At 43.5% G+C, this 16,500-nt stretch carries 15 protein-coding genes; 8 read left to right on the top strand and 7 right to left on the bottom strand.

Annotated elements, in window-relative coordinates:
* Window positions 1-100: 100 nt before the first annotated feature.
* The 3 genes from IBX40_01010 to IBX40_01000 form a co-directional block, all read right to left on the bottom strand.
* Complete coding sequence (locus IBX40_01010) at window positions 101-1,585, bottom strand: 2-isopropylmalate synthase (protein ID MBE0522910.1); 1,485 nt, start codon at window positions 1,583-1,585, stop codon at window positions 101-103.
* Between the two features lie 149 nt (window positions 1,586-1,734).
* Window positions 1,735-2,868 carry a cell division protein FtsZ gene (gene ftsZ, locus IBX40_01005; GenBank protein MBE0522909.1) on the bottom strand — a complete coding sequence of 378 codons (1,134 nt, stop codon included), beginning with the start codon at window positions 2,866-2,868 and terminating at the stop codon, window positions 1,735-1,737.
* A gap of 20 nt (window positions 2,869-2,888) precedes the next feature.
* Window positions 2,889-3,080, bottom strand: coding sequence for a type II toxin-antitoxin system ParD family antitoxin (locus IBX40_01000; protein ID MBE0522908.1), 192 nt, complete (start codon window positions 3,078-3,080; stop codon window positions 2,889-2,891).
* A gap of 209 nt (window positions 3,081-3,289) precedes the next feature.
* Here IBX40_01000 and IBX40_00995 point away from each other — a divergent pair, with 209 nt between their 5' ends.
* The 6 genes from IBX40_00995 (at window position 3,290) to IBX40_00970 (ending at window position 8,267) form a co-directional block, all read left to right on the top strand.
* Window positions 3,290-3,970: a hypothetical protein gene (locus IBX40_00995; GenBank protein MBE0522907.1), complete on the top strand. Its 681-nt coding sequence runs from the start codon at window positions 3,290-3,292 to the stop codon at window positions 3,968-3,970.
* 6 nt (window positions 3,971-3,976) lie between these two features.
* Window positions 3,977-5,233 (top strand): NADP-dependent malic enzyme, encoded by a 1,257-nt coding sequence (locus IBX40_00990; protein MBE0522906.1) that lies wholly within the window; start codon window positions 3,977-3,979, stop codon window positions 5,231-5,233.
* 73 nt (window positions 5,234-5,306) lie between these two features.
* On the top strand, window positions 5,307-6,230 hold the full coding sequence (gene mdh, locus IBX40_00985) for a malate dehydrogenase (protein ID MBE0522905.1): 924 nt from the start codon (window positions 5,307-5,309) through the stop codon (window positions 6,228-6,230).
* On the top strand, window positions 6,227-7,066 hold the full coding sequence (locus IBX40_00980) for a fumarate hydratase (protein MBE0522904.1): 840 nt from the start codon (window positions 6,227-6,229) through the stop codon (window positions 7,064-7,066). The genes mdh and IBX40_00980 overlap by 4 nt, the downstream gene beginning before the upstream one ends.
* Window positions 7,059-7,640 (top strand): fumarate hydratase C-terminal domain-containing protein, encoded by a 582-nt coding sequence (locus tag IBX40_00975; GenBank protein ID MBE0522903.1) that lies wholly within the window; start codon window positions 7,059-7,061, stop codon window positions 7,638-7,640. Before IBX40_00980 ends, IBX40_00975 begins: the two co-directional genes overlap by 8 nt.
* A 12-nt stretch (window positions 7,641-7,652) precedes the next feature.
* Complete coding sequence (locus IBX40_00970; protein ID MBE0522902.1) at window positions 7,653-8,267, top strand: rhomboid family intramembrane serine protease; 615 nt, start codon at window positions 7,653-7,655, stop codon at window positions 8,265-8,267.
* A 5-nt stretch (window positions 8,268-8,272) separates the two neighbouring features.
* On the opposite strand, the gene IBX40_00965 is transcribed toward IBX40_00970, so the two are convergent.
* Window positions 8,273-11,284 (bottom strand): FAD-binding oxidoreductase, encoded by a 3,012-nt coding sequence (locus IBX40_00965; GenBank protein ID MBE0522901.1) that lies wholly within the window; start codon window positions 11,282-11,284, stop codon window positions 8,273-8,275.
* 145 nt (window positions 11,285-11,429) lie between these two features.
* Complete coding sequence (gene larA / locus IBX40_00960) at window positions 11,430-12,680, bottom strand: nickel-dependent lactate racemase (GenBank protein MBE0522900.1); 1,251 nt, start codon at window positions 12,678-12,680, stop codon at window positions 11,430-11,432.
* A gap of 66 nt (window positions 12,681-12,746) precedes the next feature.
* Between larA and IBX40_00955 the strand changes: the two genes are divergently transcribed.
* Window positions 12,747-13,259: a hypothetical protein gene (locus tag IBX40_00955; GenBank protein ID MBE0522899.1), complete on the top strand. Its 513-nt coding sequence runs from the start codon at window positions 12,747-12,749 to the stop codon at window positions 13,257-13,259.
* Window positions 13,260-13,353: 94 nt separating this feature from the next.
* Here IBX40_00955 and IBX40_00950 read toward each other — a convergent pair whose 3' ends face one another.
* The gene (locus IBX40_00950) at window positions 13,354-13,563 is read right to left on the bottom strand and encodes a hypothetical protein (GenBank protein MBE0522898.1); all 210 of its coding nucleotides are present in this window, start codon (window positions 13,561-13,563) and stop codon (window positions 13,354-13,356) included.
* 191 nt (window positions 13,564-13,754) lie between these two features.
* On the opposite strand from IBX40_00950, the gene IBX40_00945 reads away from it, so the two are divergent.
* Window positions 13,755-15,434 carry a hypothetical protein gene (locus tag IBX40_00945; GenBank protein MBE0522897.1) on the top strand — a complete coding sequence of 560 codons (1,680 nt, stop codon included), beginning with the start codon at window positions 13,755-13,757 and terminating at the stop codon, window positions 15,432-15,434.
* 124 nt (window positions 15,435-15,558) lie between these two features.
* Here IBX40_00945 and IBX40_00940 read toward each other — a convergent pair whose 3' ends face one another.
* Complete coding sequence (locus IBX40_00940) at window positions 15,559-16,008, bottom strand: hypothetical protein (protein ID MBE0522896.1); 450 nt, start codon at window positions 16,006-16,008, stop codon at window positions 15,559-15,561.
* Between the last annotated feature and the right edge of the window lie 492 nt (window positions 16,009-16,500).

The raw sequence follows: 16,500 nt of genomic DNA, 5'->3' as shown, positions 1-16,500 counted from the left end.
ACAAGTTCCTCCGACTGTTATTTGCGTACATTTTTTATTAATCCATAGTTTAACGTATTCAGGTGAAATGTTTTCCTACTTTAATGTTATTATAATAAGGTCATTTCATCAGCCGGTTTATACCTTCAATGACTGCTTCCACAGAAGCCATTATAATATCTGTCCTGGCACCTCTGGCTGTAATAAATTTACCATCCCTGCTGAGTTTGACCCAGACCTCTACCAAAGCGTCAGTACCTCCTGTTATTGCATCCACATGATATTCTTCCAGCCTGATGTCTGCAACGCCTGAAATACCTTTGCGGATAGCTGAAATGGCAGCATCGACCGGACCATCTCCTATTCCTGCTTCCACAATTTCATCACCATTGACCCTCAGCTTTATAGAAGCAGTAGGTGTCACTTTATTGCCTGACACTACGGTAAGTTCTTCAAGTTTGACTTTTGATTCAGAGGTTATATTCAGCACTGTCTCTGCAATGATCTCCAGATCAGCATCGGTCACGTGCTTGCCCTTATCTCCCAGATCTTTTATCCTGAGCACTATCTCTTCCAATTGCGCATTGTTCACTTCAAGACCCAGTTCTTTTAAGGCCAGGATCACTGAACTTTTTCCGGCATGTTTGCCCAATACGATCTTTCGTTCCCTGCCTATTATTTCAGGTTTGATAGGTTCATAGGTGGAAGTATCAGCCATCAGGCCGTGTACATGGATACCAGCTTCATGGGTGAATGCGTTCCCTCCAACTATAGCTTTGTTCGGTGCTACGAGCAGTCCTGTAAGTCTGCTGACCAGCCTGGAGGTGGTGTATAATTCCTTGCATCTAATTCCGGTTTGGTAGCTGTAAAGGGTTTCCAGTCCCATTACAACCTCTTCAAGGGATGTATTTCCTGATCTCTCACCGATACCGTTTATAGTTACATGAGCCTCTGAAGCCCCGGCCCTTAATGCAGATAGCGTATTGGCCGTAGCCAGGCCGAAATCATTGTGACAGTGTACTGCTAACGGCCTGTCAAGTGTTGAGAGGTCCTTAAATATCTCATAAGCTTTCTCAGGGACCAATAAACCTACCGTATCACAAAAAACGAGCCGGTCCGCACCCGCGTCGATCCCTGCACCATATAGTGATCTCAGGAAATCCAGGTCTGCCCGTGAGGCATCCTCTCCGCTTAATTCCACAATGAGACCGTGATCTTTGGCATACTCGGTGGTATCCACAGCCATCTGTTTAACGGTTTCCCGGTCTTTCTTAAGTTTGCTTTCGATATGAAGATCAGATACCGGGACCACCAGATGGATTGAATCCACTTCACAGCCCAATGCAAAATCAATATCCTCTTTCCTGACTCGGCAATAACTACATATCTCAGCGCCCAGTCCTTCCCTTGCCACGGCACGGATAGATTCTCTCTCACCTTCAGAAGTAATAGCAGAGCCAGCCTCAATAGTGTCGACACCAAGGGCATCGAGCTTGCGAGCAATTAAAACTTTTTCTTCAGTAGAAAGCGATACGCCAGGTGTTTGTTCACCGTCCCTTAGCGTAGTATCTAAAAATCGAATGTCTTTCTTAACAAATAAAACGATCCCTTCTGGTCATATTAATATCTCCTACCAAATAGTAGATAATTGGTTCTTATAATTAAGTTTAAAATATAAAAAAGTATCGAACTACGTATACTAGATAATAAAAAAAGAATAGGCTGACGGAATTGTCAGCCCGATTAATCCCTGACTTAATGCATTGGGATTACGTCTATAATGGAACCGTTGTTTCTTGGTGCAACAGGTCTTCTATCAAGCATACCTGTCATTTCGCTGTGTCGTACGGGCTGTGACTGTGGACCCAGGATATTTGGTGATTGAACACCTGTCATGATAGCCATGACACGTACCCGACCTTCATATTCCTTGTTGATTCTTGCGCCCCAAATGACATTTGCACGATCGTCAAGTTCATATGTTAGAGCTTCAGCAACCTCTTCAGCCTCTGATAATGTTAAATCAGGTCCGCCTGTTATGTGAACCAGACATCCGGTTGCACCTCTGTAATCTACATCAAGCAGTGGATGGTTCAGGGCTGCTCTTACCACCGAGTCGCCTCGATCCTGGTTTCTGGCCTCTCCAACCAGCATTACTGCTACGCCGCCGCACCCCATAATGGTCCTAACGTCAGCATAATCCAGGTTGATCAATGATGGAGAAGTAATAGTTTCGCTGATACCTTTAACGGTCTCGGCAATTAATTGATCCATCACAGAAAATGCCTGCTCGATCGGCAGGTTGGGTACATAATCCAGCAGCCTGTTATTATCAAGAACTATGGCTGTATCAGCTGCTTTTCTTAATTCTTCCAAACCTTCTTCTGCTTTAATTGCCCGTGCTCTTTCTACCCGGAAGGGGCTTGATACCATTCCGACTACAATTGCGTCGTGTTGTTTGGCGATCTCAGCAATCACTGGTGCGGTTCCAGTACCAGTTCCGCCACCCATGCCTGCTGTGATAAATACCAGGTCTGCACCTTTCAGGACTTCTTCCAATGTCCCTCTTGCAAGTTCAGCTGCTCTGCGGCCCACTTCAGGATAACCGCCAGCGCCAAGGCCCCTTGTTAGTGATTTACCTACCAATATCTTCTTATCTGCCTGGATCATCTCAAGGTGCTGTTTGTCCGTATTGATTGCTATTGTCTCTGCACCCTTAACGCCCATATTATAGAGTCTGTTTATGGTGTTATTACCTGCACCACCACATCCTACTATTACGATCTTAGGGTCTCCGAAATCTTCTCCTATATCTTCGATCTGGAAACTCTGTCTGGCAAGGTTTTCCTTTTCCGAGTTTTTTAATGCTTCTTGTACAATATTTTGCATTTTACATCCCCTCTGGTTATTCATGCATTTATTTTTGTTCCTATCCGTTCCAACAATTGAAGGTTACGGATGATTTTATCACTTCTTTGATCTATCAGGTCTCTTATAGCCGCCCTGATTGCTTCACTCGCGGACGGAAATTCTCCTTGGTCGACCATCAAATCGATCATTTTTAATTGTTGCTCGGGGAGCCTTATTGTTACTCTTTGCATGGGTTTACTCCCTCCCTTTCAGATCTGTCCGACATGCGTCTGACGAATGTATGACGCTTGTCTGCTCTTCGTCTGCTGTATGTCTGACAAAAGTATGACGGTTGTATGCTATCTGTCTGACATTAATCATATAAATAGTTTTTGTAAAGGTATATATATTTGTCATTTCTTCCCAAAATATTAAACCTCCATCAGGATAATATTACTTCATGCTCACCATAGGAGTAATTACGCGGGGCAAATATGGCGCACGTTTACTGGATACAATTGAGAAATATACTGATTTCATGACTGAAAGCGACTCGATACCTTCCATACTTCCTGATTTTATCGAAGATCCCGCCTCTTTTGTGGATGATCTTGCACTAGACAATGATGTATTTGGTATGGATCTGGTCATCACATATAGTCTTCATCCTGATATTACTCCTGAGATAGTTAACCGTGCGGCACAGGCAGGAACTAAGGCTGTAATAATACCTGGAGGGCGATCCCTCGCAGGGGACCCGGATTTTTTGAGGGATATATCAAAAAAATATAATACCAGGATTTTAGTTGAGGATATATGCTGTGCGATCTGCAGCGATAAAAATCCTGAAATTTACGAGTTCTCAACCAGATTAGGATGTCCGGGGCTTCAGATAAAAATCAGAGACGATAAAATCAGTGAAGTAAAAGTAATCAAAGGAGCTCCATGTGGTTCAACATGGTTGATGGCAAAGAACCTGATAGGAGTTCCCGTAATTGATGCACCAGCCAAAGCGGGTTTACTGGTTCAACAATATCCTTGCAGAGCTGCAAGAGGGACCAGGGAAGGGATACATAATTCTGCCCGGTTGCATAAAAAAGCGATGGAAGACGCAATAAAGAAATACTATGAAAAGGGATGATGACATATGGGAGAAAACGAATCAATTTACGAAGAATCATTAAAGGTCCACGAGTTACACAAGGGAGTGCTGGAAGTAGCCAGTAAGGTCTCACTTGATGATGTGCATGATCTGAGTGTTGATTATACACCCGGAGTAGCTGAACCCTGCAGGGTTATCCGGGCAAATCCGGATGAAGTCTATACTTATACCAGTAAAGGGAATTTTGTGGCAGTGGTAACCGACGGATCGGCAGTATTGGGTCTGGGAGATATTGGAGCCTCTGCAGCCATCCCTGTGATGGAAGGTAAATCAATATTGTTCAAGTCTCTGGGAGGGGTGGATGCAGTCCCTATATGTCTGGATACCAAAGATACAGAGGAGATCATAAAAACAGTAAAACATATTGCTCCTTTTTTTGGCGGAATCAATCTGGAAGATATCAGCGCACCGCGATGTTTTGAGATCGAGCGGCGGCTTGATAGTGGACTGGACATTCCTGTATTTCATGATGACCAGCACGGTACTGCCATTGTAGTCTATGCCGGGCTAATTAATGCATTGAAGTTAGTGGGAAAGGATATCAGTAATATAAGGGTGGTCATAAACGGATCCGGTGCGGCCGGGGTAGCTATTGCTCTTATGTTGATCAGAGCAGGTGTAAGGGATATGGTGGTATGTGATAGCCGGGGCATCATAGGCCAGTCACGCAGGGAAGGTATGAATTCTATGAAATATTTGCTGGCTGGTCTTACCAACATGAGGGGGGTGATGGGAGGTTTGGATAAAGCAATTCAGGGCGCAGATGTATTTATCGGAGTGTCTGTGGGTAATATTGTATCTAAGGAGATGGTTCAAAACATGGCCGCAGATTCCATTATCTTTGCCATGGCAAACCCAGTACCTGAGATCATGCCCGAAGACGCAATGGAAGCCGGTGCAAAGGTGGTGGCCACGGGACGTTCTGATTATCCCAATCAGGTTAACAATGTACTGGGGTTTCCTGGCATATTCAGGGGTGCGCTTGATACCAGAGCTACAGGGATCAATATCGAGATGAAGATGGCAGCTGCCAACGCCCTTGCAGGGATTATAACCGATTCAGAACTGGATGAAAACCATATCCTGCCAGGTCCACTGGACAGGCGAGTGGTGCCCAGAGTTGCAGCAGCAGTGGCAAAGGCTGCTGTGCTTACAGGAGCGGCCATGGTCTCACCAACACCCGAAGAAGTAGCCAGGCATGCCGAAAAACTGATAGAGCATAGTAGACGGCATCATAAATAGAAATTGTCATCTCTATTCGACGAATAATAACCTATAACGCATAAAAGGTTATATTATACTGGAGGATTAAAACTTGAAAAAAATCACAATCGTCGGTGCTGGGTTCGTGGGGGCAACCACTGTACAGAGGATCGCTGAAAAAGAACTTGGTGATCTGGTATTAATGGACATCATAAAAGGCATGCCGCAAGGTAAGGCCCTTGATCTCATGCAGTCAGGACCAATTTTAGGTTTTGATGCTAATGTACTTGGTACTAACGATTATTCAGATATCGAAGGGTCGGACCTGGTCATAATCACTGCCGGCATCGCCAGAAAGCCGGGCATGAATCGTGATGACCTGGTAAAGATAAACCGTGATATTGTAAGCGATGTCAGTGAGAATATTAAAAAATATGCTCCAGATGCCATAGTTATGGTTGTAACTAATCCGCTGGACATTATGACATATGTGGTGTTAAAAAAGACCGGGTTCCCATCCAACAGGGTTTTTGGCATGAGCGGGGTGCTGGATTCTGGCAGGTTCGCGACTTTTGTAGCAATGGAGTTGGGCTGTTCTGCCAGGAATGTGGATGCTATGGTCCTGGGAGGACACGGGGATTCAATGGTACCGCTACCTAAGAATACGACGGTAACGGGAGTACCTATCACAGAATTGATGGATAAAGCCACCATAGACAGACTGGTTCAGCGTACTGTGAATGGCGGGGCCGAGATCGTTGAGTTGCTCAAGAACGGCAGTGCTTTCTATGCCCCGTCAGCAGCCATTACAAGTATGGCGGAATCTATAATCAGAGACCAGAAACGCATCCTGCCTGCCTGTGCCTATCTTGAAGGCCAGTACGGTTATAAGGACATATATCTGGGCGTACCTGCGAAACTTGGTAAAGGCGGCGTTGAGGAAATCATCCAGTTAAAACTCTCAGCTGATGAGCGGGCTATGCTTGACAGGTCTGCAGAAGCTGTAAAACAGGGTATCTCAAAACTTGAACTATGAGCGATCTGAAAAGCCAGACAGTATCAGATGCTGTCGAAAACATTATTAAACGGGCAGAAACCGAATTGCCTGATGATGTCATTGTTGCCTTAAAAAATGCCACGACGTCAGAAGACAATCCTACTGCTAAAGCACAATTATCTGCTATTCTTGAAAATATCAAAATAGCAAACAGCAGGACTATACCAATGTGCCAGGACACTGGTATCCTGGTATTCTTTGTTGAGATCGGCAGGCAGGTATGTATTGATTTCGATCTGGATGCTGCCATCATACAGGGTGTTAGAAAGGCAACGTTAAGTGTTCCCTTACGTCCAAATGCAGTGGACCCCCTAACGAGAAAGAACTCAGGGGATAATACAGGAGACGGGCTGCCAGATATCAATTATTCTTTTGTGGACGGGGATGCAATAAAGATCACGGTGGCTCCTAAAGGTGCAGGTTCCGAAAACATGAGTGCATTGAGGATGCTCAAACCCACCCAGATCGATATGATCAAGCAGTTTATTGTTGAGACCGTATTGAATTCAGGTGGTATGCCCTGTCCACCTATTGTTGTCGGTGTGGGTATAGGAGGTAGTTTTGATAAATCGGCAAGGTCTGCCAAGCGTGCACTGCTTCGGGATCTTGACCACATGGATGAGTATGAGCAGATGATACTGGATGCTATCAATTCGTTAGGCATAGGACCCATGGGATTGGGTGGCAGGACAACTGCACTGGCTGTGCATGTAGAGAAGGCATATTGTCATACCGCATCGCTACCAGTGGCCGTGAATATCCAGTGTTGGGGCAACAGGCATGCATCTGTTATATTGAGGGCTGAGGATGACTGAACACCATTTGACTACACCCCTTGATAGTTATGATATTCTGGAACTTAATGCAGGGGATATTGTGTACCTGTCTGGCATTATTTTTACTGCACGGGATGAAGCACACATGCGAATATTGGATTTGACCGACGAAGGCAAGCCTCTTCCTTTTGACCTGGATGGAGCGGTATTATATCATTGCGGTCCGTTGATGCAGAAGGCCGACGGCGGCTGGGAGGCGGTGGCTGCCGGACCAACCACCAGTGCCAGGATGACAGAGATGACACCGGCACTACTTGATAATTATAATGTGAGGGCCATTATCGGCAAAGGCGGGATGAAGGACATTGGTCCTGTTCTTGAAGGACGGTGCGTATACCTTGCATATACGGGCGGGTGTGCTGCACTGGCTGTTGATATGATAAAAGAAGTGAAGGGTGTACACTGGCTTGAGCTGGGAATGCCAGAGGCTGTGTGGGTATTGGAGGTTGAGAGGTTCGGGCCTTTGATCGTAGGAGTGGATGCCGGAGGCATGGACCTGTTTGGAGAGGTCATGGAACGGGCAGGAAATACTTTCGATAAAACATTTAATTAGACACTATATAAAATGAGAATTACATCTTTTCTGATAATGATATGTATAGGTTTAAGCCTGTATGCCTGGACCCATCCTAATCTAAACCTTGCTTTTAGTTTAATGGCTTTAATGAACGGGAATTATTATACATTAATAACAGCCATTTTCATTCATTCTGATTTTCTTCATCTTGCAGGCAATATGTTATTTCTGTATTTGTTCGGCACTTTTCTTGAGGAAGAGGTAGGTCCGCTACGTACGGGAGTTGCATTTTTCACAGGCGGAATTCTAACCTTCATCATAAGTATTCCATTTTATCCACAATCAAATATGGTCGGTGCATCAGGTGCCATATTTACTTTAATGGCTGTTGTATTACTTGTCAGGCATCCCGGTATTTCAGGTAGGTTCCTTTCACCAATCGGACCACTGGCAATTTTGTTCTTTGTTTTTAATTTTATCTCTATTCAATCCGGAGAACCGGGGAGTGTGGCATATATATCCCACGCAATTGGATTTGTAATCGGCCTATTTTTTGGTGCCAACTGGAATGAAGAATGGAAGGAAAGTCTGCTATTTACCCTTATCTTGCTGGTATTATACCTGATATTGTATAATTTTCTGATAATGATAGCAAATAACTGAAGAGTTCAATGCATCTTAATATACTCTATCATCTTAGGGGTCAAAAGCGGTGCAATCTGCGGCATCATATTTGGCATCAGATTCTCCATGGCCTTAGGCATAAGGTCAGGCAGCTGCTCCTGCATATAATCTGGCATTGGTATCCGCCTGCCAACAGCTTCCAGCATATCTGGCATAACTTTGGGCATCAATGAAGGTATAAGTAGCAGCATCATCCTTGGCATAATCGGTTTCATCACAGCACCCATACCAGGTACGTACTTGACCGTTTTCATCATTGTTCGCAGGTATGACGGCATGGCAGCTATCATTTCCGGTAGCAACTCAATCATCAGGTCTGTCATGTTTTCTGGTCTCATCAGGAATATCATCTTCTCAAATACCGCCCAGGCGTCCAATGCATCGTTTGTAGTATCAGGTATATTATATCCAAGACTGCGTGCCAGCACAGCGCCCAGGTCCTGCACTTCCACAGGTATTTTGTTCTTTTGAGCTGAAACCCGCAACTGGACCTGACAGCAAGGGCATGCTGCAAGCAATAAATCTGAACCAACATCTACGGCTTCATTAAGTTTAATCCTCCCGATAATACTGGCAACCTGCGGGTCTGCCAGAAGTGACAGCACCGATCCGCAGCAGTGTGAGCGTTCCCTGTTGTGTTCCAGATCCCTGAATTCAACACCTGGAATGGCTTTAATTAATTCCCGTGGAGGCTCGTATATCCCACCTGCTCTCCCTATATGGCAGGAATCATGCCAGGAGACAACTTTATTTATAGGTACCTTGAACTTGGGCTTTAGTACATCCAGTCGATCTGCCAGCACTTCTGAATAATGTTTGACCTCAAAATTATATTCAATCCCCAGTTTCCTTGCCCAGTCAGGATAGAATGTATGCCATACCAGCCAGCATGCGGGACACGATGTGACCACGGTCTTAACATCCCGCTTTTTCATGTTGGCCACGTTCATTCTCATGATCATTTCAAACACTTTCCATTTTCCTGCTGCAAGCATGGGTATTCCGCAGCATGCTTCCTCATCACCCATGTAAGTAAACTCCACACCCGCATCATCCAGCATGCGTGCTGTCCCTATGGCAATGTCTTTCTCAACAAGGGATGCAGTACACCCGGCAAAGTATGCATGATCAGCCTTTTCCTTTATCTTTCCTCTAAGGTCATCGGGCAGCCACTTATCCCTCTGGTCCTGATAACTTGCCCAGATGTTTCGTTCCTTGAGCAAGCTTGCTGCCATGATCTCAAAGGGCGGGAAGGTCATCTTGCCCAGTGTTTCCACAAACAACTGTCTTAACCTGAGCCATGCGGGTTCTATGGGCAGGTCTAGCTGGCATTTAAACACGCAGGTCTCACAGGTTGTACATGCCAGGAAAGTGTTAACCTGTTCCTGGTCAAGTTTCTCATGCCCTTTTAGATATTCCTTGATAAAGAACCATTTACCTCTTGGAGACTGGGATTCCCAGCCGCGCCCGTAATACTGGTCGCATTCACCTACACAATAACCGCATTGTGCACACGTAAAGGCATGGGATATGATATCGCCCGGAATGTCTTTTTCGTCTTTGAACTCTGCCTTCTTTTTGATACCTGATCGGTTGCCCACAAAACGCGTCACAGGTTCAAAGGCCTGTGCAAAAGAAAGTCCGGTTTTTAATACGGTTTTCCCAGTCAGGGTTTCAGGATTCATTATCCCATTCGGGTCCACCTGCTTCTTATATTCCTGAATCCGGGTAAAACGTTCCCCAAACACTTTTTCAGCCTGCTTTGCAAAATATAACCCTGACGAGTATATCCTTCCCCCGTTGTTTTGAGCAATCTTTATGATGCTAAGTGCAAGTGGAAATGCCAGGTTGAACCTGATCGATCGTTCAGAGTGCGGGATAAAGCAAAGCAATGTAGCCCTGTTATCATTAGATATCATCCCTTCAACCATTACAGGAAGTGAGATTTTACGTTCAATCTCATCCAATACTTTATCAATACTGTCCACTGGCACCAGCACTTCAGCGGGAACAAAGGACGGACCCAACCGCTTTACTTTCATGGACCTGTACCAATCGTCAGTCTCATGTTTGGCAATCTCATCCGGCAGGACTGTTCCACCAGCGTTTATTATCACGTCTCTAAGACCACTTACATCTCTTGATTCGGGATATACGAAGTTTAAGATATACGATACTGGAAGTATTGGGCGGTGCTCGTCTATGGGATGGCCGTGATGTGTTTTTGAAGGTGCTCTGTTCTTCATGTCTGCCCAGCTGGGATTTAAAAATGAGATCGCCCATACAGGAATATTCTTCTCGCCTACTGCTTTAATGGCATTTTTCATGGATGATGCATCTGGGAATTCGGCTGATGTGGCAGATGTCTGTTCATATTTTCGAATTTTGAGCTTAACCTGTGTGATAATACCAGTAGTACCCATCGTACCACTGATATTAATAAGATCATCTGAAGAAAACTCTTTCACCTCTCCTGTTGGTAATACGACTCTTGCCGATTCCATTGTATCATATGACCAGCCGTATTCATAACTCCCGTAACCAATTCCGGTCTGTGCAAGCCAGCCCCCGACTGTAGATGAAGGTGCGCTTGACGGGACTGCCTTTAGCGCCAATCCTTTCAAGCGCAGTTTGCTCTCAAGCTGCTCCCAGATAATCCCAGCTCCCACAGTGGCTGTCAGGTTATCTTTATCAATTTCGATTATCTTATTCATTAGAGTAACATCGGCGATAACCCCTCCTTTTGTCGGAATGATCCCACCATACCCGGATGAAGCTCCCGCTCTTGGAACAATGGGTATGAGATACTTGTTTGCAAATTCAAAGAGCTTGATGGCTTCCTCTTCACTACCTATTTTAACGATAGCGGCAGGTTCTACTCTTCCAAGTAATGGTTTTATCAAAGATGGCATGGTTCCTACATCATGGGTATAATAGTGGCGTTCACGTTTGCTAAAGTTTACACGTTTGCCAAATATCTTTGATAGTTCATTCATTTCGTTATCTGATATAGAATGTTTTGCCTTAACCACGTTTACACTCCCATTCCCAAGTATAATTATTTATAAAACTTGATTATATATATAGATTTTCAGAAGTTTGAATGTGTAAATAATAATATCCAGGATTGTTACTGTTAACTCAAGATTTATTTATTCCCACAACCATAGTCGACCCACCGTATGGTACAACAACTACCCGGGAATTGGTACCATGAAGATCTGTTGCATCATCAAATGCTTCCTGTACACTTGATACCGGATTAAAATATGATTTTCTGGCAACTTCATCCGGAAGATCTGAAACAAGATATAGCTCGAACTCCAGTGCCATTTTTCCAATAAGCGCGGCCTTATGCCCGCCCTGGATAAATCCCTTATTTAACTTTTCAATAGCTTCCTGGGGAGTAGATGTTGTATTTAGCCACTCTTCATATACATCATTTCCTAAACCTTCGGGGCACTGTGCAATCAATATAATGCTCCCTCCAGGTTTTACAGCAGATTTTACATTCTCCAGTGCTTTATGGGACTGGAACAGATTAATATCCTTAGGCCAGCCACCAGGGGATACTACAACAATGTCAGCAGGCTCCACACTATATTTGTTTAAGGTATCCACTATCTCCGCCCCCTTCCTGTGAGCTTTAATAGGATGACCTGCCACTGCCTGCACGATCTCTTTTTTGCTGTTTAAGACCACGTTCAAAATAAAATCCACACCCAACATATTTCCTGCTTCCTCAAGATCAGCTCTCACAGGACAATCCAGATTTCCAGGGCCGGTCCCATCTTCGATCATCAGTGCATGGTTTGCTTCTATGGAGCGGCGGGAACTTACTCCTGGAAGCAATGCTTTTAACCCGGCAGTATATCCTGCAAAATAGTGATGTTCGATACTTCCCGTGCATATTACGATGTCGGATTCGGCTACAAGCCGAAATATTTCCACAGGTGTGCCTCTTGAGGTATTTCCAAGATAGATGCATTGTTCTCTGTTATGGTCAAGGCACCGATATTGTTGATATACATCATCCCCGACTATGTTTATCTTCTCTTCTTCGGTCTGGGTCCTGTGTATGCCAAGTCCGAAAATTATGTAAATATTCTCATTTTCCACATTGGAAGCCTGGATCTCCTTAAGAAGATGTTTAAGTATCAGGGCTGTGGGGACGGGACGGGTCGCATCACTAACAATTATAGAAACTTTATCAGTAGGTTTTAAGGTATTACCAAGGCGTTCTTTGCCTATGGGATTTTGCAGAGCATTTTCAATCTGGATATCAGGATCTGAAATTTCGTGGATTTCATTAGGGACTATAACTTCTATTGAATTAGATTTTGGAATATTCAAATCTAATTTTTTCTTTCCGAATGGAATTTCCAGCCTCATTCTTGGCTATATTATTAATGATTAAATGTATAATTATTGGTAAAATGCAAGAGGTGTAATAAAATTATGAATATTGTAATTATAAGTGGTTTAGTCAAAATTACAGATAATAATATTTTTATCAAACAACTATCAGATATTGCCAGCCGTTACACTATAACTGTCCAGGCCCTGAATGCTGACCTGCTGTCAGGAGTCAGGCATATACAATTTGCTGTAGAGAAAGCCATTAGGTCATTCGAATCCGGAAAAAATACAGCTAATAATCTGGGCATGGAAATTATGCTGTATGCGTCAGGCAGCCGTCAAATAGAGAAGGCGATTAATTTGGGAGTTAAGAGAGGAGAAAATCGAGTAGCTATTGTACTGGTTGCTGAAAATGTGTCAGACGAGGCAGTATTCGATATCAGGAATCTTTTGAATTCAGAAGATGCTTCTATAGTGGATTATTCTGATAGTAAAAAGGAGAATTTATTGAGAATATTCAACATCACTGCCGCTGAACTTGAAGCAGTAGGGGAAGATAAAATACCAGAACTTGTCCTGGAAAGGGTTGCACTGGTTGATGTAATGAAATAGAATGGGTGGTTATGGAAGAAATATGGAGATTTTTTTAAAAAGGTAAAAATCAGAGATTATCCTTCTTTTCAATGAAATCAGGCTGCTTTCCATGTCAAAGCTGACCCTGACCTCCGTATTCCTGACCGTCCTGGCTGCAGTGCTGGGGCTGAATGCTATCGATGATACGAATGAGCTCAACCTCATGGGGCTTGCAAAAACCCCATTGAACGTGGGCCTCGGGCCCGCACAATACGCAGGCTTGGTCGGCTCCCTTCTCTTTGCAGTGCTCACGCTTATGCTGCTCAGCAGGGACCGCCGGCATAAGAGCACGGTCCTTTTGGATACGGCCCGCAATCGTTTTTGGGATTCAATGTTATCATCTTGCAAATGCGGGGTTTTTACAAAACTAAACACAACTGTTAAATATTATCCATGATTTCTCAATCATGGCAAATTATGCCATGATTGTTTGAAAAAACACTATAACTATATAATCTGACAGAAGGAGATTTAATGAAAATTTACAAAGTGCCAATATTAATTGCAATATTGATAATTTCAATAACGGGCAATGTAATTGCAGCAAGTGATGACTATAAAGAAGATATTAATCAGTCATACCATGCACAATTGCCTGGGATAACCCCTGAAGCAAGAACTGGCTTTTTTGAGGGTACTTGGCCATACGGTTCAAGCATGTATGATAAATGGTGTGGATTACCGAATATGGTTATGACATTTAACATGCCGCCAGGAATGGGGTATAATGAAATGCTCATGGGTTTTACAAATAATGAAGTTCAACTCGATGTAGAGAAATTGAATACTGTAAACCCGGAATGGAAAAATAATGATATATTCACAGCAGATGCCGATGAATGGGACCAGTATTGTGGAACTGGTGGATGCCATGTTGGTGGCGGTGGATTAACTCCAAATAGTGGAACTGCAGATGACATTCAATGTGAAGCATGTCATGAATATTCAAATCCGGTACCTCCAACTGAAGGACAATATCGTGGAGACACTTCATGTCTTAGTGGATGCCATATAACGACAACTGACGGAACTGTAAATGGTGAGATTGAACCTCTTGAAGGTGAGGATTTCATAAAGCGTGGAATGGAATTTACGACTGGTCACGATGTCCATGCCGGTAATGCCGCATTTGAGCAAATGGCAAAAGATGCTGGATATGGAAATAATACCTGTCTACTATGTCACGAACCTGGAAGTGCACCCAATGCAGATCCAAAACTTGGTGGTTTAACTCATAATTTTGGAAGAGGCTGGACTACAGACACATCTTTTGATTACTCCACAATGGGGACTATGAGAGTATGTGATGACCCAGCATGCCATGAAGGACCACATGAGGATGCGATACTCAATAAACACACTGCTACATTAGAATGTACGGTATGTCATTCCAGTAAATCCAATGCTGGAATTTCAATAGATGACTGGACGCAACTTACATCTGATGATATAAATCCAGGTGTAGATACTGAAAATGCATTTGTTCAGTCAAAACATGTATTTGACGAACACGTCGTGAAGTATTACTGGCGTGGAAAAGTAGGTGGAGATTGGGGACCTCAGCTTCCAGTTAATGGTGATGAGGATTACATAATCTATCCATTTATGAATGATCCAGCTGCATTTAGAAATGACCCTGATGCAAAAATATCAGTTGGAAATGTATTTGAGATGAAAATATGGGTCTATGCAAACATGTCCGATCCTTCGAATCCAACGATGATGGGCATTGACAGGGATCTTCTCTGGGCTGCAGATAGACTTGGTAATCAGGACTATATAGTAGATGAATCTGAACTTGAGGCAATTGGATACATAAAGAAAGGTCCATACTCATTGTACCTGTTTGATGCATATCCAGTATTAAGTGTGCACAATATCAATCTTGATAAGACTGATGCATACTCATGCACGGATTGTCATAACACAAACGATGGTGTGCTAAACTTTAGTGCATTGAGTTATGAGGGTGATCCAATGGTGGTTGGCGGCAGGACGACTGAAGTTTCAATAAAAGAAGAAACTGATGTTGCTGATGCAGCCCCTACACCGACAAAGACAGAGACGCCAGAATCCAATGATACACCTGGTTTTGAATCTATCTTCGCAGCACTCGGATTGATTGCATCAATGATGCTAATCAGACGGGATTAAACAAAATATATAATGTGTGCTTATGCACACATTATTTTAACAAGTCAATTTTAATATATAACTTTTAAAATATTTTATCGGGAATTTTTAGAAATCAAGGATTTTGAAAAAAACGTGAATGCTACTAAAATTTTATATAAGACCATATCCTGAATCCATTCCATGGATCATTGACCTGTCTATCGTCAACTGTCCTGAATCTGTCACTTGTAAAAAAACGGGTTATCTGTCCCTTTTTGTTAAAATAAAAGACTCCTGAAACCTGTAAGCCATGATCTTCTACAATGACCCGTGCAGAATCAGAATCGATCTCTTCCCACCTGAGATTCTCACCTGGCAAAAGGGCAGTAGGGAATATTGGTGCTTCTGAAACCCATCGTAACAGGTCTGACTGGGATAATTTCCTGCCTTCTACATCTGCGATCTTTATTGTGGAATGCAATTTGATGAGCATATTCCCACTGCCGTTATGATATTTATCCCTGGCTTTGACCCAGACCAGTGGATTCATATTTACTTTTCCGTACCAGATAAAGGCCGGAACATCTGCAGTATAACATTCTTTGCCTTCCACGGGGTACCAATCCCCCACCTGGTCGGGTGCTACTCGTGCAATTAGATTTTATAAGAAATATGATTTTAATTTAGTATCCCTTGATGAGGGACTTCGATTACAAAGAAAATACTGGTCAACACCAGAACTTAAAATTAATTCATCTGTGGTTTTTGCAGATAAAATGTGGTTCAAAATAAAATTGAATGAACGTAATAAGTCGATCGACTCTTTTTTATGAATATGTTAAGTAATTTCTTGCCGCCCCTTCTCGCCTGCACTCTGTCCGGGTGCCCGTCCTGATCTGCCTCCGCCTGCTCTTGTGGTGTGGGGGGTGGCAGGCGCTTTTCGATTGAATCGGCGGTTTGGGAATGTTAGATTAGATGTTATGCCGGTAAGTGCCGGAGCAACCTGAAATATATTTTTAAGGTTATTTAATTAAATAAGCCGCTGCTGCCAATGTCGAGTAGAGCCCATAGCGCACCTCTTGTTGGGGTAATAGCCCCGAGGTTA

It is taken from the genome of Methanosarcinales archaeon, assembly GCA_014859725.1.
Taxonomy (GTDB): Archaea; Halobacteriota; Methanosarcinia; order Methanosarcinales; family Methanocomedenaceae; genus Kmv04.
The sequence above is the reverse complement of the archived record's forward strand: the minus strand, read 5'-3'. Positions and strand labels throughout refer to the sequence as shown.